General features: G+C 61.1%; 24 protein-coding genes. 11 read left to right on the forward strand and 13 right to left on the reverse strand.

Going from position 1 to position 18,528, the window contains the following annotated elements:
* Positions 1-34: 34 nt before the first annotated feature.
* Together OKC31_RS19345 and OKC31_RS19350 are read left to right on the forward strand one after the other, a co-directional pair.
* The gene (locus OKC31_RS19345) at positions 35-469 is read left to right on the forward strand and encodes a flagellar basal body-associated protein FliL (protein ID WP_040069400.1); all 435 of its coding nucleotides are present in this window, start codon (positions 35-37) and stop codon (positions 467-469) included.
* Between the two features lie 112 nt (positions 470-581).
* Entirely contained in the window at positions 582-746 is a 165-nt protein-coding gene (locus OKC31_RS19350) for a hypothetical protein (RefSeq protein WP_005339525.1), read from the forward strand.
* Positions 747-766: 20 nt separating this feature from the next.
* Here OKC31_RS19350 and OKC31_RS19355 read toward each other — a convergent pair whose 3' ends face one another.
* The 4 genes from OKC31_RS19355 to OKC31_RS19370 form a co-directional block, all read right to left on the reverse strand.
* A complete protein-coding gene (locus tag OKC31_RS19355) occupies positions 767-1,099 on the reverse strand; it encodes a DUF2799 domain-containing protein (RefSeq protein WP_247823756.1) in 333 nt (110 codons plus the stop codon).
* Between the two features lie 137 nt (positions 1,100-1,236).
* The gene (locus tag OKC31_RS19360; RefSeq protein WP_005339521.1) at positions 1,237-1,362 is read right to left on the reverse strand and encodes a hypothetical protein; all 126 of its coding nucleotides are present in this window, start codon (positions 1,360-1,362) and stop codon (positions 1,237-1,239) included.
* Between the two features lie 74 nt (positions 1,363-1,436).
* Positions 1,437-2,417, reverse strand: a complete 981-nt coding sequence (acuI, locus tag OKC31_RS19365; RefSeq protein ID WP_247823755.1) for an acrylyl-CoA reductase (NADPH) — start codon at positions 2,415-2,417, stop codon at positions 1,437-1,439.
* Positions 2,418-2,449: 32 nt separating this feature from the next.
* Positions 2,450-3,472, reverse strand: coding sequence for a LacI family DNA-binding transcriptional regulator (locus OKC31_RS19370; protein WP_064339009.1), 1,023 nt, complete (start codon positions 3,470-3,472; stop codon positions 2,450-2,452).
* Positions 3,473-3,723: 251 nt separating this feature from the next.
* On the opposite strand from OKC31_RS19370, the gene OKC31_RS19375 reads away from it, so the two are divergent.
* From OKC31_RS19375 to OKC31_RS19385, 3 genes are read left to right on the forward strand one after another with little or no spacing between them, the layout of a single operon-like run.
* Positions 3,724-4,167, forward strand: a complete 444-nt coding sequence (locus OKC31_RS19375; protein WP_005356016.1) for a PTS sugar transporter subunit IIA — start codon at positions 3,724-3,726, stop codon at positions 4,165-4,167.
* 35 nt (positions 4,168-4,202) lie between these two features.
* The gene (locus OKC31_RS19380) at positions 4,203-4,490 is read left to right on the forward strand and encodes a PTS sugar transporter subunit IIB (protein WP_005356014.1); all 288 of its coding nucleotides are present in this window, start codon (positions 4,203-4,205) and stop codon (positions 4,488-4,490) included.
* A gap of 51 nt (positions 4,491-4,541) precedes the next feature.
* Positions 4,542-5,801, forward strand: coding sequence for a PTS ascorbate transporter subunit IIC (locus tag OKC31_RS19385; RefSeq protein WP_042030406.1), 1,260 nt, complete (start codon positions 4,542-4,544; stop codon positions 5,799-5,801).
* A 78-nt stretch (positions 5,802-5,879) separates the two neighbouring features.
* On the opposite strand, the gene waaA is transcribed toward OKC31_RS19385, so the two are convergent.
* On the reverse strand, positions 5,880-7,145 hold the full coding sequence (gene waaA, locus OKC31_RS19390) for a lipid IV(A) 3-deoxy-D-manno-octulosonic acid transferase (protein WP_247823754.1): 1,266 nt from the start codon (positions 7,143-7,145) through the stop codon (positions 5,880-5,882).
* 1 nt (position 7,146) lies between these two features.
* Positions 7,147-8,181, reverse strand: a complete 1,035-nt coding sequence (gene waaF, locus OKC31_RS19395) for a lipopolysaccharide heptosyltransferase II (RefSeq protein ID WP_247823753.1) — start codon at positions 8,179-8,181, stop codon at positions 7,147-7,149.
* A 208-nt stretch (positions 8,182-8,389) separates the two neighbouring features.
* Between waaF and OKC31_RS19400 the strand changes: the two genes are divergently transcribed.
* On the forward strand, positions 8,390-9,166 hold the full coding sequence (locus OKC31_RS19400) for a glycosyltransferase family 2 protein (RefSeq protein WP_113740654.1): 777 nt from the start codon (positions 8,390-8,392) through the stop codon (positions 9,164-9,166).
* 332 nt (positions 9,167-9,498) lie between these two features.
* On the opposite strand, the gene OKC31_RS19405 is transcribed toward OKC31_RS19400, so the two are convergent.
* The gene (locus OKC31_RS19405; RefSeq protein ID WP_041210780.1) at positions 9,499-10,536 is read right to left on the reverse strand and encodes a glycosyltransferase family 9 protein; all 1,038 of its coding nucleotides are present in this window, start codon (positions 10,534-10,536) and stop codon (positions 9,499-9,501) included.
* A 134-nt stretch (positions 10,537-10,670) separates the two neighbouring features.
* On the opposite strand from OKC31_RS19405, the gene coaD reads away from it, so the two are divergent.
* Positions 10,671-11,156, forward strand: coding sequence for a pantetheine-phosphate adenylyltransferase (coaD, locus tag OKC31_RS19410; RefSeq protein ID WP_088868145.1), 486 nt, complete (start codon positions 10,671-10,673; stop codon positions 11,154-11,156).
* A 93-nt stretch (positions 11,157-11,249) separates the two neighbouring features.
* Here coaD and OKC31_RS19415 read toward each other — a convergent pair whose 3' ends face one another.
* From OKC31_RS19415 to radC, 6 genes are all read right to left on the reverse strand, one after another.
* Entirely contained in the window at positions 11,250-12,122 is an 873-nt protein-coding gene (locus OKC31_RS19415; protein WP_247824159.1) for a VirK/YbjX family protein, read from the reverse strand.
* A gap of 177 nt (positions 12,123-12,299) precedes the next feature.
* A complete protein-coding gene (gene mutM, locus OKC31_RS19420; protein ID WP_247823752.1) occupies positions 12,300-13,112 on the reverse strand; it encodes a bifunctional DNA-formamidopyrimidine glycosylase/DNA-(apurinic or apyrimidinic site) lyase in 813 nt (270 codons plus the stop codon).
* 24 nt (positions 13,113-13,136) lie between these two features.
* Complete coding sequence (locus OKC31_RS19425) at positions 13,137-13,592, reverse strand: hypothetical protein (protein WP_088868142.1); 456 nt, start codon at positions 13,590-13,592, stop codon at positions 13,137-13,139.
* Between the two features lie 93 nt (positions 13,593-13,685).
* Complete coding sequence (rpmG, locus tag OKC31_RS19430; RefSeq protein WP_005307500.1) at positions 13,686-13,853, reverse strand: 50S ribosomal protein L33; 168 nt, start codon at positions 13,851-13,853, stop codon at positions 13,686-13,688.
* Positions 13,854-13,864: 11 nt separating this feature from the next.
* Entirely contained in the window at positions 13,865-14,101 is a 237-nt protein-coding gene (gene rpmB, locus OKC31_RS19435) for a 50S ribosomal protein L28 (protein ID WP_005307492.1), read from the reverse strand.
* Positions 14,102-14,237: 136 nt separating this feature from the next.
* A complete protein-coding gene (gene radC, locus OKC31_RS19440) occupies positions 14,238-14,912 on the reverse strand; it encodes a RadC family protein (protein ID WP_005339502.1) in 675 nt (224 codons plus the stop codon).
* Positions 14,913-15,059: 147 nt separating this feature from the next.
* On the opposite strand from radC, the gene coaBC reads away from it, so the two are divergent.
* From coaBC to OKC31_RS19460, 4 genes are all read left to right on the forward strand, one after another.
* A complete protein-coding gene (gene coaBC / locus OKC31_RS19445) occupies positions 15,060-16,262 on the forward strand; it encodes a bifunctional phosphopantothenoylcysteine decarboxylase/phosphopantothenate--cysteine ligase CoaBC (protein WP_124930445.1) in 1,203 nt (400 codons plus the stop codon).
* An 80-nt stretch (positions 16,263-16,342) separates the two neighbouring features.
* Positions 16,343-16,801 carry a dUTP diphosphatase gene (dut, locus tag OKC31_RS19450; protein WP_005339498.1) on the forward strand — a complete coding sequence of 153 codons (459 nt, stop codon included), beginning with the start codon at positions 16,343-16,345 and terminating at the stop codon, positions 16,799-16,801.
* A 68-nt stretch (positions 16,802-16,869) separates the two neighbouring features.
* Positions 16,870-17,466, forward strand: coding sequence for a nucleoid occlusion factor SlmA (gene slmA / locus OKC31_RS19455; RefSeq protein ID WP_005339495.1), 597 nt, complete (start codon positions 16,870-16,872; stop codon positions 17,464-17,466).
* A 165-nt stretch (positions 17,467-17,631) separates the two neighbouring features.
* Positions 17,632-18,468, forward strand: coding sequence for a mechanosensitive ion channel domain-containing protein (locus tag OKC31_RS19460; protein ID WP_005339493.1), 837 nt, complete (start codon positions 17,632-17,634; stop codon positions 18,466-18,468).
* Positions 18,469-18,528: the final 60 nt, after the last annotated feature.

The following is an 18,528-nucleotide window of genomic DNA, read 5'->3' on the forward strand; positions in this document are numbered from 1 at the left end:
AAAATGGGTTATCTCTTGCTGATGAGCCATCTATATGAAGATATTCAAAATTCTGCTGGTGTTGTTACTGAGCTGTGGCGCCCTGCAGCAGCAAGCTCTGGCTGAAGATGAGCCGCCCGCCGAGGGCACAGAGGGGGCTGCCAAGCCTGGTTTCTCCTACCACGCGCTCGATCCCGACATCATCACCAACTACCTGAGTGATAGCAAAACCCTCGGTTATATCCGGGTCACGGTAGAGCTGATGGCGGAAAACGAGGCCGATCTCAAGCTGCTGGAGCAGCATGACCCGCTGATCCGCGATGCCATCATCCGTCTGATTGGCAGCAAAAATGCCGATCAAGTGAAGTCCCTGACCAACCGAGAAGAGCTGCGCAAGGAGTGCGAGACAACCGTCAACGAGCTGCTGGTGAAAGAGACCGGCAAGAAAGCGGTGCGCGAGCTTATCTTCACCAAGTTCCTCTACCAGTAATCCCTCCCGAAACAATCCCTTATTGGCATATCGACCAATAAGCGAGCTTTGCCGGTTTATTCGAAATGAAAATCGATTACAATACGGCCGTCAAGTCGTAGAGGTAGTCGTTATGGGCAGCAAAACCCTGTGTGAATGGCGCCGTCACGAGATCCCCACCGATCTCAAGGCGCTGAGAAAAATCGTGCGCAAACCCAAGTTTGTCTGCAGCAAGTGCGCCCGCAGTGCCAATGACAAGGGTTACCTCTGCCAACCGCTGCGTTTGAAAGAGGAGTAACGCCCCTCCCTGTCAGGGCGTTATTGATCGGTCCACCCCTGACGCCCCTGTTCGAACAATCTGCGTGCTTGGGTATCATTCGGGCAGACACCGCGATACTCCTCGCCTGAGCGGCCAGCCAGATAGAGGTGCTCGGGGCGGCAATACCATGCCAATCCCTTCTGATGTCCCTGCTTCCACAGTTCAGAATCCACCTTCTTGCCACATTGCCCCTGATGGAACTCGATCCGCTCGGTGGTGAAGCCCAGCTTGCCATCCGCCTCCCCCACCTCACTCCACACCTTCTCGCAGGGATCATCGTTGGAGACACAGCCACCCAGCAGGGCAGCCAACAATATGATGGAGAGTCGCATAGTCATCCTTGAGCGTCATTTGGGCAGTTCATTCTACCCAGCGCCCCGCCCCTGACCAAGGACGAACGCTCAGCCATGTGAGCGCGGCAAAAAAATCAGGCGGGCCCAAAGCCCGCCTGTTCGTTCAATGCCGTGGTTCACTGGTCATCGAAAGTGTCATCATCCTGCCAGCTTTCATCTTCCCACTGATCCAGCTCTTCTTCCCAGGAATCCGGCTCCCAATCATCATCAGAGGAGTCGTAATCCGGCTTGTGTCCACCCATCTTCACTCTCCTTGGATAGTTCACCCGCACTCCAATTTTATCCGGAATTGTCGGGCTCGCCAGTCAGAGAGAGTTCAAAGTTTGACCAGAGTGCGACCTACGATCTGGCCGTGCGTAATGGCCTCGGCGGCCTCCACTACCTGCTCCAGCCCAATCTCGGTAACCGCCTGTTCAAAGAAGCTGGCAGGAAGATCCCGTGCCAGTCGCTGCCACGCCAGTTGACGACGTTCAAACGGGCACATCACCGAATCGACCCCCTGCAACCGCACATTACGCAGGATAAAGGGCATCACACTGGTCGGCAGATCGAAACCGCCCGCCAGCCCACAGGCCGCCACGGCGCCGCCATAGTTCATCTGAGCCAACAGTTTGGCCAGCACCTGACTGCCGACGGTATCGATGGCACCGGCCCACAGCTGCTTCTCCAGCGGTTTGGCAGGCACCAGCAGCTCGCTGCGCGGCACGATGCGGCTGGCACCCAACGCAGTGAGCATGGCGCCCTGCTCTTCGGGACGACCGGTCAGCGCCGCCACCTGATAGCCCAGGGCCGCCAGCAGGGCGACCGAGGTGGCCCCCACACCGCCTGCCGCACCGGTGACCAGCACCTCGCCACTTGCGGGAGTAATACCCGCCTCTTCCAGTGCCAGCACGCAGAGCATGGCGGTGAGACCGGCGGTACCGATGCACATGGCCTGCCGTTCATCCAGCCCGGCGGGCAACGGCACCAGCCAGTCCCCCTTGACCCGCGCCTGTTCGGCCATGCCGCCCCAGTGCCCTTCGCCCACACCCCAACCGGTCAGCACCACCTTGTCGCCGGGCTGATAGCGGCTGTCGGCAGACTCAAGCACGGTACCGGCAAAGTCGATGCCGGGCACCAGCGGCCATTGGCGCACGATCTTGCCCTTGCCGGTGATGGCCAGCCCATCCTTGTAGTTGATCGAGCTGTAGCTCACCGCTACCCGCACTTCACCTTCCGGCAACTGGCTCTCGGCCAGCCGGATCAGAGTCGGAACAGTCTTGCCGTCTTGGTTTTCCAGTAACAGAGCCTTGAACATGGTTGCCTCTTTGATGACGTGTGAAACGGGGATCAGCTGCTTTGACGCTTTTGCAGTTGAAAATCGAGAGCCAGAGCAGTGCCCATCACGGGCTCCCCGGCCAGTTGGCGCAGGATCAGCTCGGCAGCCTCCTGCCCCATTTTGCGATAGGGGATCCTGACCGAAGTAAGGGTCGGATAACAGGCGCGCGCCACATCCAGATCGTCAAATCCGGCGATGGCGAGTTTGCCCGGCACATTCAAATGGCGACGCTGGCACTCGAACAGCACGCCAGCCGCCAGTTCGTCGTTGACGCAGATCAGCGCGTCCAGCTCGGGCCAGCGCAGTAGAAATTCACCCAGCATGGTGGCGCCGGTACTGAAGCTGGGCCGCTCAGAGGTGTTGATGATGGCATCGGGGGAGAGGTAGTTGTCGAGCAGCGCCTTCTGCCAGCCCTGCATCCGCTGTTGCAGCATCCACTGCTCCTGACGGGCACAGAGAAAACCGATATTGCGGTAGCCCCGCTCGATAAGGTGGCGGGTGAGCTGATAACCGGCATCGAAGTTGGAGACTCCCACATTCATGTCAATGGGACTGCGGGCCATGGCACCCACCTCAACCACTGGCAAACGGGCAGCTTTCAGGCGAGTACGGATCGTCTCGCCGGGATCGCCACCAAACAGCACCACCGCCGCCGGATTGTGCTGCAAAAAGCTGGTCAGCAGGCTCTCTTCCTGCTGTTTCAGATGCTGGGCATCCCCCAGCATGATCTGGTAACCCTCCTCGAGCAGGGTCTGTTGCAGGCCCGCGATCATCTCGCCACAGCCAGCTTCCGCCAGACTCGGGACGATCACTACGATAGTCTGGGAAGTCGCAGAGGCCAGCGCCCCGGCGGCCCGATTGGGGATATAGCCGAGCTCTTCCACCGCAGCTTCGATGCGCTCGCGCATCCTGTCGGAGACCATCTCCGGCGTGCGCAGGGCACGGGAAACCGTCATGGCCCCCACACCGGCCAGCTGGGCCACATCGTTGAGGGTCACCCGACCCGTGCTACGGCGCTTCTTTGCTTCTGACATCCATCCCATCCTCGACTTGCGGCTGCTCACTTTAAGGCAAAAGAGCGCCACTGACCATTTGCTCAGGGCCGATTCTACCCTCTTTCCCGGATCACGGGGGCAAGATGACTCCCGTTAATGGGTGAAGTGATAGCGCTATCACAGTTTGATGTTAGCGCTATCTGATAGCGCTAACTTTCGCGATCACCCTCACAGTTTCACCACCGCAAGATCGATAGATTGGCGCCATCTTAACTAGCCGGATCACCACCATGCTGACTCAACTGCTGACCGAGGATGTCATCCGCATCGAACCCGCAGCCCGCGACTGGCGTCACGCCATCGAGCTGGCGACGGCGCCCCTGCTGGCCAATGGCACCATCGAACCCTCCTACGTGGCGGCGCTGTTTCGCTCCCATGAAGAGCTCGGCCCCTACTACGTGCTGGGCCCCGGTCTGGCTATGCCCCACGCTCGTCCCGAAGACGGCGTCAACCGGTTGGGTCTGGGGCTGACCGTCATCAAGCAGGGGGTCAACTTCGACTCCGAGGGCAACGACCCGATCCGGCTGCTGATCACCCTGGCCGCCAGCGACAGCAACTCCCACGTGGAGACCATCGCCCAGCTGGCCGAGCTGTTTATGAATGAAGAGGACGTGGCGGCCATCATTGCGGCCGACACCAAAGACGACATCTTGCGCATTCTGGCGCGCTACTAATCTGCGCCAAGGCGCACCTGACAGAGGAAGAGACAATGAAAATTCTGGTTGTATGCGGTCACGGTCTGGGCACCAGCCTGATGATGGAGATGAGCATCAAGAGCATCCTGAAAGAGCTGGCAGTCACCGCCGAAGTGGATCATCGCGATCTGGCCTCCGCCGGCAGCGAAACTGCCGAGATCTTTGTCGCCACCCGTGACATCGCCGAGCAGCTCCAATCCATGGGCGTCAACGGCCGTCTGGTGGCCCTCGACAACATGGTCGACAAGGCCGCGATGAAAGAGAAGCTCGCCACCGCCCTGCGCGAACTGGGCGCCCTCTAAGGATCCTCCATGCGGCCTGCGGGCCGCATCTTCCATTGCCAGGAGCTGACCATGGAATTTTTCAACTTTCTGATGTTTGACGTGCTGTCCGAGCCCGCCGTGCTGGTCGGCCTGATCGCACTTATCGGCCTGATTGCCCAGAAGAAACCGGTGACCGAGTGCATCAAGGGCACGGTCAAGACCATCATGGGTTTCGTCATTCTGGGGGCCGGTGCCACCCTGGTGATCAACTCGCTGGGTGACTTTGCCGTCATCTTCCAGCACGCCTTCGGCATCAAGGGGGTCGTCCCCAACAACGAGGCCATCGTCTCCATCGCCCAGACCTCGTTTGGCAAGGAGATGGCGATGATCATGTTCTTCGCCATGCTGGTGAACATCCTGATCGCCCGTCTGACCCCGTGGAAATTCATCTTCCTGACCGGTCACCACACCCTGTTCATGTCGATGATGGTGGCGGTGATCCTCTCTGCCGGCGGCATGAGCGGCGTGCCGCTGATCGCGGTGGGCAGTCTGGTGGTCGGCGTAGCCATGGTCTTCTTCCCGGCCATCGCCCACCCCTTCATGAAGCAGATCACCGGCTCTGATGACGTAGCTCTGGGCCACTTCTCCACCTGCTCCTACGTGCTCTCCGCCCTGATCGGCGCCAAGTTCGGCAACAAGGCCCACAGCTGCGAAGATGTGCAGGTGCCGAAAAGCCTGCTGTTCCTGCGCGATACCCCGGTGGCCATCTCCTTCACCATGGGCATCATCTTCCTGGTGACCTCCGCCTTCGCCGGCCCCGAGTTTGTCTCCAGCGTCGCCAAGGGCAAGCACTGGTTCATGTTCTCCCTGATGCAGTCCATCACCTTCGCCGCCGGTGTCTACGTCATCCTGCAAGGTGTGCGGATGGTCATCGCCGAGATCGTTCCGGCCTTCAAGGGGATCTCCGACAAGCTGGTACCGAACGCCAAGCCGGCACTCGACTGCCCCATCGTCTTCCCCTACGCCCCCAACGCCGTACTGATCGGCTTCCTGTCGAGCTTTGCCGCCGGCCTGGTGGGAATGGCGCTGCTCTACGCCATGGGCCTGACCGTTATCATCCCGGGCGTGGTACCGCACTTCTTCGTCGGCGCCGCAGCCGGGGTCTTCGGCAACGCCACCGGTGGTCGCCGTGGCGCCATTCTGGGTGCCTTCGCCAACGGCCTGCTGCTGCTCACCATTCTGCCGGTGTTCCTGCTGCCGGTGCTGGGCGACCTCGGCTTCGCCAACACCACCTTCAGCGACTCCGACTTCGGTGTGGTCGGCATCCTGCTGGGGCTGATCGTTCGCTAATTCCGGTCACCGCCAAAAACAAAACGGAGCGCATCGCGCTCCGTTTTTTTATGGCTGAGATGTATGAAAGGCTGAAACTCAGTCGTTCTCCAACGCAGTGAGGCAGTGCGAGAGAGTGCGCGCCAGCGCTCCCTGATTGCGCAGAACCACGGCGCGGGCCTGCTCGCCCATCTCGCGGCGGGCGTTGCCGTCGGCAAACAGCTGGCTCACCCGCTCGCCCAGCTCGGCGGCATCGGCCACGATGGCGGCGCCTCCCTGAGCCACCAGCTGACGAGTGATATCGCTGAAGTTGAAGTAGGCGGGCCCCGTCAGGCAGGGCTTGCCGAGGGCTGCCGGCTCCAGCAGGTTGTGACCGCCGATCTTCACCAGACTGCCGCCGACGAAGGCCACATCAGCCGCCGCCAGCATCAGCGGCAGCTCGCCCATGGTATCGCCAAGATAGACCTTATCCCCGGCACTCACCGCAGCACCATCAGTGCGCCGCACGCAGCCATAAGGGGCGCACAGCTCGGCCACCCGATCGAACCGCTCGGGGTGGCGCGGCACCAGAATGAGCAGCGCAGCGGGATGGCGTTTGAGCAGCAGATCGAAGGCGGCCAGCACCTGCTCGTCCTCACCCAGATGGGTGCTGGCGGCGATCCAGACCGGCCGATCCGTCCCCAGCTGCTGGCGCAGGGCGCGCCCTTTGGCCTGCACCTCATCACCAAACTGGATGTCGAACTTGATGGAGCCGGTCACCGCCAACCGCGAACGATCGATGCCGAGGCGGGCGAAGCGATCGGCATCATCCTGATGTTGACAGAGCAGATGGGTCAGCGGCCGGCTCAGGGCGTCGAAGGCGCCGTGGAAGCGGGCATAACGCTGGCAGGAACGCTCGGAGAGGCGGGCGTTGATAATGGTCACCGGCAGATGGCGCGCCTCGCAAGCGGCCAGCCAGTTCGGCCACAGCTCGGTCTCCATCACCCAGAGCGCGCGCGGCTTGAAGGTGTCGAGAAAGGCCGCAATGGCCCAGGGGTAGTCGAGCGGCGCGTAGCGATGGATCACCAGATCCCCCAGCCTGGCAGCCTGATCGGCACCGGTGCGGGTGGTGGTGGTGAGCAGGATCGGCAGATCGGGCCGCTCCGCCTTGAGGGCGCGAATGAGCGGCGTGATGGCCAGCGTCTCCCCCACGCTCACCGCATGGATCCAGAGCGGCGCCTCCTGTCCGGTGGCGGGCAGCCGCCCGAGATGCTCGGCCCAGCGCTTGCCAAAGCCGGGCTTGCCTTTCTTCGGCTTGTAGAGGGCCAGCAACGCCAGCGGCAATCCGAGATGGATCAGCAGGTTGTAGAGCAGACGGTAGGGCATCTTACTGACTCTGCTCCAGCTTCTTGCAGGCATCGACCACCTGCTCCGGCGCCAGGTCGATCAGGCACTTGAGATGGCCGAACTTGCAGGTGCGCTTGAAGCAGGGGCGGCACTCGATGTCGGTGTGAACGATCTCGACCCGATCCGCCAGCGGCGGGGTGTAGAGCGGCGAGGTGGAGCCATAGACGCCCACCAGCGGCCGGTTGAGGGCGGCGGCGATGTGCATCAGGCCGGAGTCGTTGGAGATGACCCGGCTGGCCAGCGCCATCAGATCGATCGCCTCGTGCAGGCTGGTCTTGCCCGCCAGCACATGGCAGTTGGGGCGAGTCAGCAGATTGACCCGATCCCGGATGGTGTTGGCCACCGGCACATCCTTGTTGGAGCCGAAGATCCACACCTGCCACCCTTCGTCCAGATGCTGCTGGGCCACCACGGCGTAGTGCCCCTCTGGCCAGCGCTTGGCCGGACCAAACTCGGCACCGGGGCAGAGCACCAGCACCGGGCGGGCGCGATCAAGCCCCAGTCGCTCCAGCGCCTTGCTCTGGTTGATCAGGTCGACGTGCAGAGAAGGGTGCGGAATGGTCGGAATATCGGCCCGGCTCTTCATCTGCTCCTTGGGATAGGCGAGCGCCAGATAGCCCTCCACCATCAGCGGGAAGGCGGACTTGTTGCTGCGCAGATCGTTGAGCAGGCCATAGCGGCTCTCGCCCTTCCAGCCGGTACGCACCGGAATGCGGGCAAACCAGGGGATCAGCGCCGACTTCATGGAGTTGGGCTGGACGATGGCCTGATCGTACTTCTCGGCGGCCAGCTGCTTGCCGAGGCGACGGCGCGCCACCAGTTTGAAGTCACCGTGGCCAAGGGGCATGGTGATCGCCTTGTCCACCTCCGGCATCCGCTCCAGCAGGGCGCAGCACCAGGCGGGAGCCATCACATGCAGTTCACACTCCGGATGGTTGGCCTTGATCGCCTTGTAGAGGCTCTGGGACATCACCATATCGCCGACCCAGGAGGGGCCGATCACCAATATTTTCATCACGCGTCTTCTCTCGGGACTGGCCCGGCTGTTAATCATCACTGGGCGAGATTATGCCCCAAGAATGGTCGGATAAATAACAGAAGATCCTTGGTAGTTGCCTCGGCCAGCCGCCACCCAAGCCATGCCCCGGCCACGCTTTTAGGCTAGAATGGGCGCCAATTCGAGCATGTCCCGCCAGACGGGCAACAACCGAGAGCCCCATTTCGTGAAAAAACCGACTCTGGCTGCCGTTCTGATCGTCAAGAATGAAGCCGACAACCTGCGCAAGTGCCTCGCCTCCCTCGACGGACTGGTGGACGAGATCGTCATTCTGGACTCAGGCAGTCAGGACGAGACCCCGGCCATCGCCGCCGAATTTGGGGCCCGTTTCTTCGTCAACGCCAAGTGGCCCGGCTTTGGCAAACAGCGCCGACTGGCCCAGTCTCATGTGCAGTCCGACTGGGTGCTGTGGCTGGATGCCGACGAGCGGCTCACCCCCGAGCTGAAAACCGCCATCGCCAACGTGATGGCCAATCCGGCCAGCGACACCATCTACTCGCTGCCGCGCCTCTCCTGGGTCTTTGGCCGCTTTATCCGCCACAGCGGCTGGTATCCGGATCGGGTGCTGCGCCTCTATCCCAAGGCACTCACCAGCTACAACGAGGCGCTGGTGCACGAGAAGGTGGAGGTGCGCGCCAACATGAAGATCGTCAACCTCTACGGCGACCTGCACCACTTCACCTATCGGGATCTGGAGCACTATCTGGTCAAATCGGCCGGTTATGCCCGCGCCTGGGCCGATCAGCGCACCGCTCGCGGCAAGAAGGGCTCCCTCAGTCAGGGGCTGATGCACGCCATCGGCTGCTTCATCAAGATGTACCTGCTCAAGGCGGGCTTCCTCGATGGCAAGCAGGGGTTGCTCCTAGCCATCCTCTCCGCCCACTCCACCTTCGTCAAATACGCCGACCTCTGGGTGCGCCAGCAACCGCAGCAGCCGGAATAGCGCCGTCCCCCACCGCAAGTTCGTCAATTCGCCCCTTGTTCCAGCGGAACAAGAGGCGAATGGCATGGCGGCAGATCGGGCGGAGCCCTTGCAGAACGCTCAATGGCCATGACGGAGGGCGGCAGGGATTAGCTTGATCGCTATAAGCTGAATTTATGGGTTTTGCTTAAATGACCCAACTCCAGCTTATACCGGCAGGAACCGCGCCAGCGGGGTGCTGACAGGGCCGTAAAAGGGCTGCCGGGGCAATGTCCGATCTGCTGGTCTGTCAGCGGCGATCATCACCATACAGAACAGGGCCCCGCGGGGCCCTGTCTGCATTGCTGCATAGGTTATTTGCGCCAGAAGGGCGCCGCCCAGCGGGCCATCTCCGGCACCATGGCCTTGGGATCGAGCTGGCTCATATCCTCCGGGTGGTCGCTGTCCTCGGGCGGGCTGAAGGCGAGGTGACGTCCTTCGCTGTTGAGGGGCTTCCAGCGCAGCGGGGTGGCGGAGCGGCGCATCGGGAAGAAGCCGATGGTCGGCACGTCGAGCGCCCCGGCGATATGGAGCGGGCCGGTACTGCCAGCGATAAACAACGCGGCGTTGGCCAGCACCTGACAGAACATCGGCAGACCGTCGCTGGAGCGGTAGATCCAGCCGTTGCCGCCGTGGGCCAGCAGCTCGGCCGCCAGCTGCTCGGCCATCTTCTCCTCGCCCGGGCCAGCGGTCAGCACGCACTGCAGCTCGGGGCAGGCCTGGTTCAGCTTGATGATGATGCGGGCATACTGCTCGATAGAGAGGTTGTTGGCCGAGCCGCCGCTGCCGGCGTGTACCATCAGCCAGGGGCGACTGGCATCGAGCTTGAGCTTGGCCGCCAGCTGCTCGCGCACCTGCTGCAGGCTCGCCTCATCGAAACTGAGGAAGGGAGTCTTGGGCTCCACCACGGCGACCTGATGATCGGTCAGGAAGCGACGGATCAGCTCCAGATTGTACTCGGACTCCGGCTTCTGGGAGCGGGAGCGGCGCTGCACCAGACGCTGGTTGTAGAGCACCTGCGCCAGCTTGGTCGCCGGCGCCAGCCGGTAAGGGATGTGTGCCTTCCACACCAGCATGGCGTTGCGGGAGTTGGAGAAGAGGCAGATGGACGCGTCGAACGCCGCCGCCTTGATCCGGGCCAGCAGTGCCCGCTGTTGCTCCTTGTCGGCACGCACGCCCGGATCGATGATCACCTCGTCAATCCAGGGGCAGAGCCGGGCCAGCGGGGCCGTGTAGGCCGGAACCAGGGCAGTCACATGACACTCCATGGAGCCTTTGAGCATGGCGAAGCTCGGCCACGCCAGCATGAAGTCACCAATCTTGTCATTGCGAACGACCAGAATACGTTTCATAAAAAATCCCTTTGCTCCCTGTCACCAATGCAGGGAGGCTTGATGCGCGATGGCGTATTCTTGCCTGATGCACTGCTATTCTCAAGCGACGACCTTATAATGCGACCAAATTTCCAGGTTGCAGGACCACAAAGATGACTACCAGGGTGATCTATCCCGGGACATTTGATCCCGTTACCAATGGCCATGCCGACCTGATCGGCCGCGCCGCCAAGCTGTTTGACGAGGTGATCGTCGGCGTCGCCAACAGCCCGAGCAAGCGCCCGCTGTTCGATCTGGCGGAACGTGTCCAGCTTGTCCAGCAAGTGACCAGCCAGCTTCCCAACGTCAAGGTGGTCGGCTTCTCCGGGCTGCTGGTCGATTTTGCCAAAGAGCATCAGGCCAACGTGCTGATCCGCGGCCTGCGCGCCGTCTCCGACTTCGAGTACGAGTTCCAGCTGGCCAACATGAACCGCCGCCTGATGCCGGAGCTGGAGAGCGTCTTTCTCACCCCGGCCGAGGAGAACTCCTTTATCTCCTCCACTCTGGTGAAAGAGGTGGCGCTGCACGGTGGCGACATTCGTCAGTTTGTCGACCCGGTAGTGGCGCAGGCCATCGCAGCCAAACAGCGACAGCGCTAATTCCTCCCCTGATTGGCAGAAACGAACAAGGGCTACCCACGGGTAGCCCTTGTTGTTTCTCTCTCGCAATGAAGAGGTCAGCCTGCTTGCCGGTTACTGACGGGCAAACCGCTCATTCATCTCCTGCACCAGCAGATCGAGCCACTCGTAGCGGCGCCGATACATGGCCCGCTTCTTGGAGGCGATCTCCTCCAGCGGCTTGCGCGGCTGGGCTTGCAGAGCGACGAAGTTGGCATCCACATCCTGCGCGCCGAACTCCTGCCACAGCTCGTCGTAATCGGCCTGCAGGTTGGCTTTCTGCTTGCTGCTGTAGCGCTTGGCCTGAAACACGTGGGCCCGCTTGCGCACCGCCAGCACCTCTGCCGCCCCCATGGCCTGCGCCAGTTGCAGCACCAGCTGCACCAGCAGGGATTTGGGCCGCAGGCCGTGCCCCTCTTTGGTCAGCTCGCGCACCCGATCCTGGGCATTGTCGACCGCAGGCTCCGGCCCCTGCATGGAACCGATCATCAGAATCAAACGATCCACGCTGCCCGCCAGCGAAAAGGCGCAGCTGTAGAGGCGCTGTCCCTCGCCGTTGACGATGGAGAGCGCCAGCTCGGCCTCGCGGCGGAAGGTGCCATCGTGACGCAACAGAATGCGGCAGCCGCTCTGGGGATAGTGCCCAAGTTCGATCCCCTCGCCCAGATAGAGGGGGTCGATCAGCTGCGGGTAGCACTCCAGCAGCAAACGGTAGTGATTTTCCAGCATCTCGGCCCGCTCACGGGCGCTGGCACAGGCGAAGCGATAGGGGCGCATCGGCTTGTCGAGCAGCTCGGGATAGACCGCTGGCAGCGCCTTGAGCGAGTCGCACTGAAACAGGCTGAAGACCCGGCTCAGCGACTTGCGATAGAGCAGGCTGCGCAGCACGAACTTGCCGCGATTGAAGGTTTTCCGGTCACATCCCTCGGGGTAGAGGAAGCGGGCCATGGATTTTGCGCAATAGCGCTCCTGCCGGGATAAATATTCCCAGTCTATTGATTTAACTGTCATTTTTATATTCTCAAACCGCCTGAACGGTCGGGATACTAGTGACAGCTGTGCAAATCTTCAACAGAGTGGAAATACGCTGTTACAACTTCCCCCGGATCGGGGCAAAAAGTGCGCTCAGCGCTGGCAATGACTGCAAAAAACCGTGGTGCGCTGGCCCATTCTTGTCTCGGTCAGCAGGGTGTGACAGTGGAAACAGGGCTGACCGCCACGGCCATAAACCTGCAACTGCTGCACGAAATAGCCCGGCTTGCCATCGGCACTGGTGAAATCCTTGAGAGTGGTTCCGCCCTGGCAAATTGCCTCGGCCAACACCCGCTTGATCTCGGCCACCAGGGTTCCCAGCCGCTCGGCGCTGATATTGCCCGCCGCCCGTTTGGGGTGAATGCCGGCGGCATAGAGCGCCTCGTTTGCGTAGATGTTGCCCACCCCGACCACCACCTGATTGTCCATCAGGAACTGTTTGATGGCGGTGCTGCGTCCCTTGGCGCGCTCACGCAGGTAATCAGCACTGAAGGCATCGGTGAGCGGCTCGGGCCCCAGCTTGGCGAGCAGCGCATGGGCTTCGGCCGGTTCCCGGGTCCAAAGCAGGGCGCCAAAGCGGCGCGGATCGTTGAGCCGCAGCAGCTTGCCATTCTCCAGCTCGATATCCACGTGGTCGTGCTTCTCGGCTGGCGTGCCGATATCCAGCACCCGCAGGCTGCCGGACATCCCCAGATGAAGGATGGCGGTGCCGAAATCGGTCTCCAGCAGCAGGTATTTGGCACGGCGACGCACCCGATGGATGGTGAGATCCACCAGCTCCTGAATTTCACCGGGGATCGGCCAGCGCAGGCGGCCATCCCGCACCACTACACGCGTCACCTTGATACCGGTGAGCCAGGGGGAGATCCCCTGACGGCTGACTTCAACTTCTGGCAATTCAGGCATGGGCACCTCGCAAGGAAAAGGAACTCAGGGGGCAGGACGCAGCAGATCGCGATACTGCTCGGCAGTGAGGGCGAGCCAGAGACCGGAGGGCAACTGGGCGCCATATTGGCCGCTGTTCTGATAGAGGCCGATCTCGATCGGATCGTTCTGGCCGGCAATCCACACCTTGATGGTCACCGGGGTACCGCGCACCACCTCGCCGGGGGGCAGCAACCAGCCTTGCCAGCGTGCCAGACGGGCATCCAGCTGAGCCGTGTCGAGCCCCAGATCCGGCACACTGCGCCAGCCCTGACCAATCCGCTCAATCTGCCAGCTCGGCCCCTGCCAGGTGAGCACCACGGCCGCATCCGGCAGCAAGGGGCGAGCCCGCTTGGCGCTGTTCTCCTGCTGGGCAGTCTCCATACGATGCAACAGGGTGATCACGATCAGCACCACCACAATGATCACGTTATTCCAGCCTTTGCGGCTCAATTTGAACATGGCAAGCCTCCCTTTGAACCGGCAGTGTACTGAATTCGGCGCATAAAAAAACCCGGCACGAAGCCGGGTTTTTGGGAATGCAGCATCAAGTAATTACTTGATTTTGCCTTCCTTGTAGATCACATGCTGACGAACAACGGGATCAAACTTTTTGATCTCCATTTTTTCGGGCATGGTGCGCTTGTTTTTGGTAGTGGTATAGAAGTGACCAGTACCGGCGCTGGAGTTCAGGCGAATTTTCTCGCGAATACCTTTAGCCATGATCTAATTCCTTATACCTTAACACCGCTGGCGCGCAGTTCAGCCAGAACCACTTCAACGCCACGCTTGTCGATGATACGCATGCCTTTTGCGGATACGCGCAGGCTTACGAAGCGTTTTTCACTCTCAACCCAGAAACGGTGAGTGTGCAGGTTCGGCAGGAAACGACGCTTGGTAGCGTTGTTAGCGTGCGAACGGTTGTTACCAACTGCCGGGCGCTTGCCGGTTACTTGGCATACTCTAGACATGTCAGTCTCTCCAAATCTTACTTCATTGCTCGAGCAAATATCTGCCCCGCTGGCCTTCGATTGCGGGGCAAACAGAAGGCGGCATTTTATACAGCATCCGTGATCAAAGATCAACTAATACGGTGCCAGAGCACAGTTATAGCCAACCGCGCTCGGCAAAAGAAACCGTGATGCCATCACCGATCACCAAGTGATCCAGCACTCTGATATCGATCAGGGCCAAAGCGGCCGTGATCCGATCCGTGATCTGGCGGTCGGCCCTACTGGGCTCGGCGACGCCGGACGGGTGATTATGCGCCAGAATCACCGCGGCTGCATTATGTTTGAGCGCGATCTGCACGATTTCTCTTGGCCAGACGCTTGCCGAATCGATTGTGCCAAAAAAAAGCTCAACAAATTGAATGACTCTATGCTGATTATCGAGCAACAACAGGGCAAACACTTCCCTCGGCCGATCCCGCAGCTGAGCCTGCAGATAGTCGCGGGTCAGCTGGGGCGAGGTGAGGGCATCGCCCCGTTGCAACTGCTCGGCCAGATGGCGTCTGGCCATCTCCAGCACCGCCTGCAACTGGGCATATTTGGCCGGGCCAAGGCCGTGCGCCTCGCAGAATGCCCGTTGATCCGCGCCCAGCAAGCTGCGCAAAGAGCCGAATTGATTCAATAGATTACGTGAAAGATCCACTGCACTCAGGCCATTCACGCCGGTGCGCAAAAAGATGGCGAGCAGCTCGGCATCGGAGAGCGCCGCGGGCCCCTGACGCAGCAACTTCTCTCTGGGGCGTTCATCTTCCGGCCACTCTTTGATGCTCATTTGTCTCTCCCTCATCCCTGTTGAGAAAAAACATAGCAAAAAATTGCGCGCGCCCGACCACACCCCTTGATGCCAACCCCTGTCGTCATCCATTGCGTGTGGTATCTTAGCCGACCAGTCAGAATGAGCCGGATAGAGAAACAGCAGATGAGATTGGCCGATAAACGCATCCTGTTGGGTGTCAGTGGCGGGATCGCCGCCTACAAGAGTGCCGAGCTGGTACGCCGCCTGAAAGATCAGGGCGCCGAAGTGCGGGTGGTGATGACCCGCTCCGCCAAGGAGTTCATCACCCCGCTGACCCTGCAGGCGGTCTCCGGTCATCCGGTGGCCTACAGCCTGCTGGATCCCTCCGCCGAAGCGGGCATGGGCCATATCGAGCTGGCCAAGTGGGCCGATCTGGTACTGATCGCCCCCGCCAGCGCCAACCTGATGGCGCGGATGGCGGCAGGCATGGCCGACGAACTGCTGACCACCCTCTGTCTGGCCACTCCGGCGCCCATCGCGCTGGCGCCCGCCATGAACCAGCAGATGTATCTCAACGCCGCCACCCAGGCCAACCTCAAGACCCTGGCCAGCCGCGGCATTCTGCTGTGGGGGCCGGATGCCGGCAGCCAGGCCTGTGGCGATGTGGGCCCGGGGCGGATGCTGGATCCCCTCGAACTGGTGGATCGCTGCTGCCAGCAGCTGGCCGCCGAGCCCTTGCTGGCGGGCGTCAAGCTGCTGCTCACCGCAGGACCAACCCGCGAGGCACTGGATCCGGTGCGCTACATCAGCAACCACAGCTCCGGCAAGATGGGTTACGCCATCGCTCGCGCCGCCCGCGAAGCGGGCGCCGAGGTGACGCTGGTGAGCGGCCCGGTAACGCTGGCTACACCTGCTGGAGTCACCCGCATCGATGTCGAGAGCGCGGAGCAGATGCATCAGGCGGTGATGAGCCGGGTCGGCGAGTGCGACCTCTTCATCGGCTGCGCGGCGGTGGCCGACTATCGCCCCGAGCAGGTCGCCAGTCAGAAGATCAAGAAGACCGGCGATAACGACCAGATGGTGGTGAAGCTGGTGAAAAACCCCGACATCATCGCGGCCGTCGGCGCCCTTTCAGACAAACCCTTCACCGTCGGATTTGCCGCCGAAACCGTGGATGTGGAACAATACGCCCTCGACAAGTTGCAGCGTAAGCGGCTGGACATGATCGCCGCCAACGATGTGTCCCGCGAGGGGCAAGGCTTCAACGCCGATGACAACGCCCTGACCGTGTTCTGGCAAGGGGGCCAGGCCCCGCTGCCGCTGGCCGACAAGCTGACGCTGGCCCGTCACCTGATCGCCCTGATTGCGCGCCACTACCGGCACTGAGCGTCCCGAAAGAACAAGACTCACGGCGCCCCGCCTGCCAAGAGGGACGCCAATACAAGATCCAACTGAAAAAGCGATTCATGACTACACAAATTGAACTGAAGATTCTGGATGCCCGTATCGGTACCGAGTACCCGCTGCCCGCCTACGCCACACCGGGCTCTGCCGGCATGGATCTGCGCGCTCTGCTGGATGCGCCGCTGACTCTGGCTCCGGGTGATACCACCCTGGTGCCGACCGGTCTGGCCATTCACATCCAGGATCCGGGTCTGTGTGCCACCATCCTGCCCCGCTCTGGCCTCGGCCATAAGCACGGCATCGTGCTGGGCAACCTGGTCGGTCTGATCGATTCCGATTACCAGGGTCAGCTGATGGTATCGGTCTGGAACCGCGGCAAAGATGAGTTCACCATGCAACCCGGCGAGCGCATCGCCCAGCTGGTGATCATGCCGGTGGTTCAGGCCAGCTTCCAACTGGTCGATGAGTTCAATCAGAGCGAACGGGGTGAAGGCGGTTTTGGTTCTTCTGGTCGCCAATAACAGACCACACCAGCCCGATGGGCGGTGCCTAATAACAGAATCAAGCCATTGTTTTTTTAGGGGAATCCATGGCAAGCAGTAATCAGAAACAGAGTCGGCGCGATCAGATCCTGCAGGCGCTCGCCCATATGCTGGAAACCAGTCCGGGTCAGCGCATCACCACGGCCCGTCTGGCGGCCGAGGTCGGCGTCTCTGAAGCAGCCCTCTATCGACATTTTCCCAGCAAGGCGCGGATGTTCGAGGGGCTGATCGACTTTATCGAGGATTCCCTGCTGTCACGGGTCAATCTGATCATGGCGGAAGAGAAGGACACCATGGCGCGCTGTCACCATATCCTGCAGCTGCTGCTGGTGTTCGCCGAGCGCAATCCCGGCATCACCCGCATCCTCAACGGCGACGCCCTGCTGGGTGAGCACGATCGGCTGCGGGATCGCATCAGCATCCTCTTCGACAAGCTGGAGACCCAGATCAAACAGGTGCTGCGCGAAAAGCGGCTACGCGAGGGCCAGGGCTTCCAGCTCGACGAGACCATGCTGGCCAATCTGCTGCTGGCCTACACCGAAGGCCGCATCAGCCAGTTCGTGCGCTCCGAGTTCAAGCTCAAGCCGACCGCCGGTTTCGAAGATCAGTGGCAATTTATCCGCAGCCAGCTGCTGCAGAGCTGATGGTTTTTTCGCGTCATTCAGCAAAAAGAAGGGAGGCTTTGGCCTCCCTTCTTTTTTGTGTCAGGTTTTTATGGCAGAAAAGAAGTACCAGATGCGACCCGTACTGTCGCGCTGCGGTGTTAGATTTATCCACCATAAACCTTTTAGAACCTGACAGGACATCCTATGGAACCCGAAATCATTACCGAAGCGCAGACCTGGCTGGTCAATAATCAGGGACTGCTGATCGAATACGGCGTCAATATCGCCGCCGCCCTGCTGACCCTGCTGGTCGGCTATATCGCTGCCAACCTCATCAGCGGTGGCGTGGTCAAGGTGATGCAGGCCCGCAAGCTGGACACCACAGTCACTCACTTCGTCGGCAGCATCCTCAAATACGCCATTCTGGTGTTCGTGGTGATCGCCGCGCTGGGACGTGTCGGCGTGCAGACCGCCTCCTTCGTCGCCATTATCGGTGCCGCCGGTCTGGCCATCGGTCTGGCACTGCAAGGCTCGCTCTCCAACTTCGCTGCCGGCTTCCTGCTGATCATCTTCCGCCCCATCAAGGCGGGCGAGTTTATCGAAGTGGCAGGTACCGCGGGTGTAGTACAGTCCGTTCAGCTCTTTACCACTACCCTCACCTCCGGTGACAACAAGATGGTGGTAGTACCGAACTCCGCCATCCTCAACGGCACCATCGTCAACTACTCGCGTATGGATACCCGCCGCGTCGATATGACCTTTGGCATCGGCTACGGCTCCGACCTGCGCAAGGCCAAACAGATCCTGGAGCGTCTGGTAAGCGAAGAGCCGCGCATCCTGAAAGATCCGGCCGCTACCATCGCCGTCGCCGCGCTGGCCGACTCCTCGGTCAATATCGTGGTGCGCCCCTGGGTGAAAACCGCTGACTACTGGGGTGTCTGGTTCGACTTCCACGAGAAGGTGAAACTGACCTTTGATGCCGAAGGCATCGAGATCCCCTTCCCGCAGATGGTGATGCACATGCAAAAACCGCAGGCGTGATCGCGGTTCTGCTGCAACAGACAATGCCAGCCTTCGGGCTGGCATTGTCGTTTCTGGCCC

Origin of the sequence: Aeromonas sp. Y293-4 (genome assembly GCF_027705905.1) — a bacterium.
Classification (GTDB): Bacteria; Pseudomonadota; Gammaproteobacteria; order Enterobacterales; family Aeromonadaceae; genus Aeromonas; species Aeromonas veronii.

Coding starts and splice junctions, on each gene's coding strand:
- OKC31_RS19345 (WP_040069400.1), top strand. CDS start 35: ATGAAGATATTCAAAATTCTGCTGGTGTTGTTACTGAGCTGTGGCGCC.
- OKC31_RS19350 (WP_005339525.1), top strand. CDS start 582: ATGGGCAGCAAAACCCTGTGTGAATGGCGCCGTCACGAGATCCCCACC.
- OKC31_RS19355 (WP_247823756.1), bottom strand. CDS start 1,099: ATGCGACTCTCCATCATATTGTTGGCTGCCCTGCTGGGTGGCTGTGTC.
- OKC31_RS19360 (WP_005339521.1), bottom strand. CDS start 1,362: ATGGGTGGACACAAGCCGGATTACGACTCCTCTGATGATGATTGGGAG.
- acuI (WP_247823755.1), bottom strand. CDS start 2,417: ATGTTCAAGGCTCTGTTACTGGAAAACCAAGACGGCAAGACTGTTCCG.
- OKC31_RS19370 (WP_064339009.1), bottom strand. CDS start 3,472: ATGTCAGAAGCAAAGAAGCGCCGTAGCACGGGTCGGGTGACCCTCAAC.
- OKC31_RS19375 (WP_005356016.1), top strand. CDS start 3,724: ATGCTGACTCAACTGCTGACCGAGGATGTCATCCGCATCGAACCCGCA.
- OKC31_RS19380 (WP_005356014.1), top strand. CDS start 4,203: ATGAAAATTCTGGTTGTATGCGGTCACGGTCTGGGCACCAGCCTGATG.
- OKC31_RS19385 (WP_042030406.1), top strand. CDS start 4,542: ATGGAATTTTTCAACTTTCTGATGTTTGACGTGCTGTCCGAGCCCGCC.
- waaA (WP_247823754.1), bottom strand. CDS start 7,145: ATGCCCTACCGTCTGCTCTACAACCTGCTGATCCATCTCGGATTGCCG.
- waaF (WP_247823753.1), bottom strand. CDS start 8,181: ATGAAAATATTGGTGATCGGCCCCTCCTGGGTCGGCGATATGGTGATG.
- OKC31_RS19405 (WP_041210780.1), bottom strand. CDS start 10,536: ATGAAACGTATTCTGGTCGTTCGCAATGACAAGATTGGTGACTTCATG.
- coaD (WP_088868145.1), top strand. CDS start 10,671: ATGACTACCAGGGTGATCTATCCCGGGACATTTGATCCCGTTACCAAT.
- OKC31_RS19415 (WP_247824159.1), bottom strand. CDS start 12,122: ATGGCCCGCTTCCTCTACCCCGAGGGATGTGACCGGAAAACCTTCAAT.
- mutM (WP_247823752.1), bottom strand. CDS start 13,112: ATGCCTGAATTGCCAGAAGTTGAAGTCAGCCGTCAGGGGATCTCCCCC.
- OKC31_RS19425 (WP_088868142.1), bottom strand. CDS start 13,592: ATGTTCAAATTGAGCCGCAAAGGCTGGAATAACGTGATCATTGTGGTG.
- rpmG (WP_005307500.1), bottom strand. CDS start 13,853: ATGGCTAAAGGTATTCGCGAGAAAATTCGCCTGAACTCCAGCGCCGGT.
- rpmB (WP_005307492.1), bottom strand. CDS start 14,101: ATGTCTAGAGTATGCCAAGTAACCGGCAAGCGCCCGGCAGTTGGTAAC.
- radC (WP_005339502.1), bottom strand. CDS start 14,912: ATGAGCATCAAAGAGTGGCCGGAAGATGAACGCCCCAGAGAGAAGTTG.
- coaBC (WP_124930445.1), top strand. CDS start 15,060: ATGAGATTGGCCGATAAACGCATCCTGTTGGGTGTCAGTGGCGGGATC.
- dut (WP_005339498.1), top strand. CDS start 16,343: ATGACTACACAAATTGAACTGAAGATTCTGGATGCCCGTATCGGTACC.
- slmA (WP_005339495.1), top strand. CDS start 16,870: ATGGCAAGCAGTAATCAGAAACAGAGTCGGCGCGATCAGATCCTGCAG.
- OKC31_RS19460 (WP_005339493.1), top strand. CDS start 17,632: ATGGAACCCGAAATCATTACCGAAGCGCAGACCTGGCTGGTCAATAAT.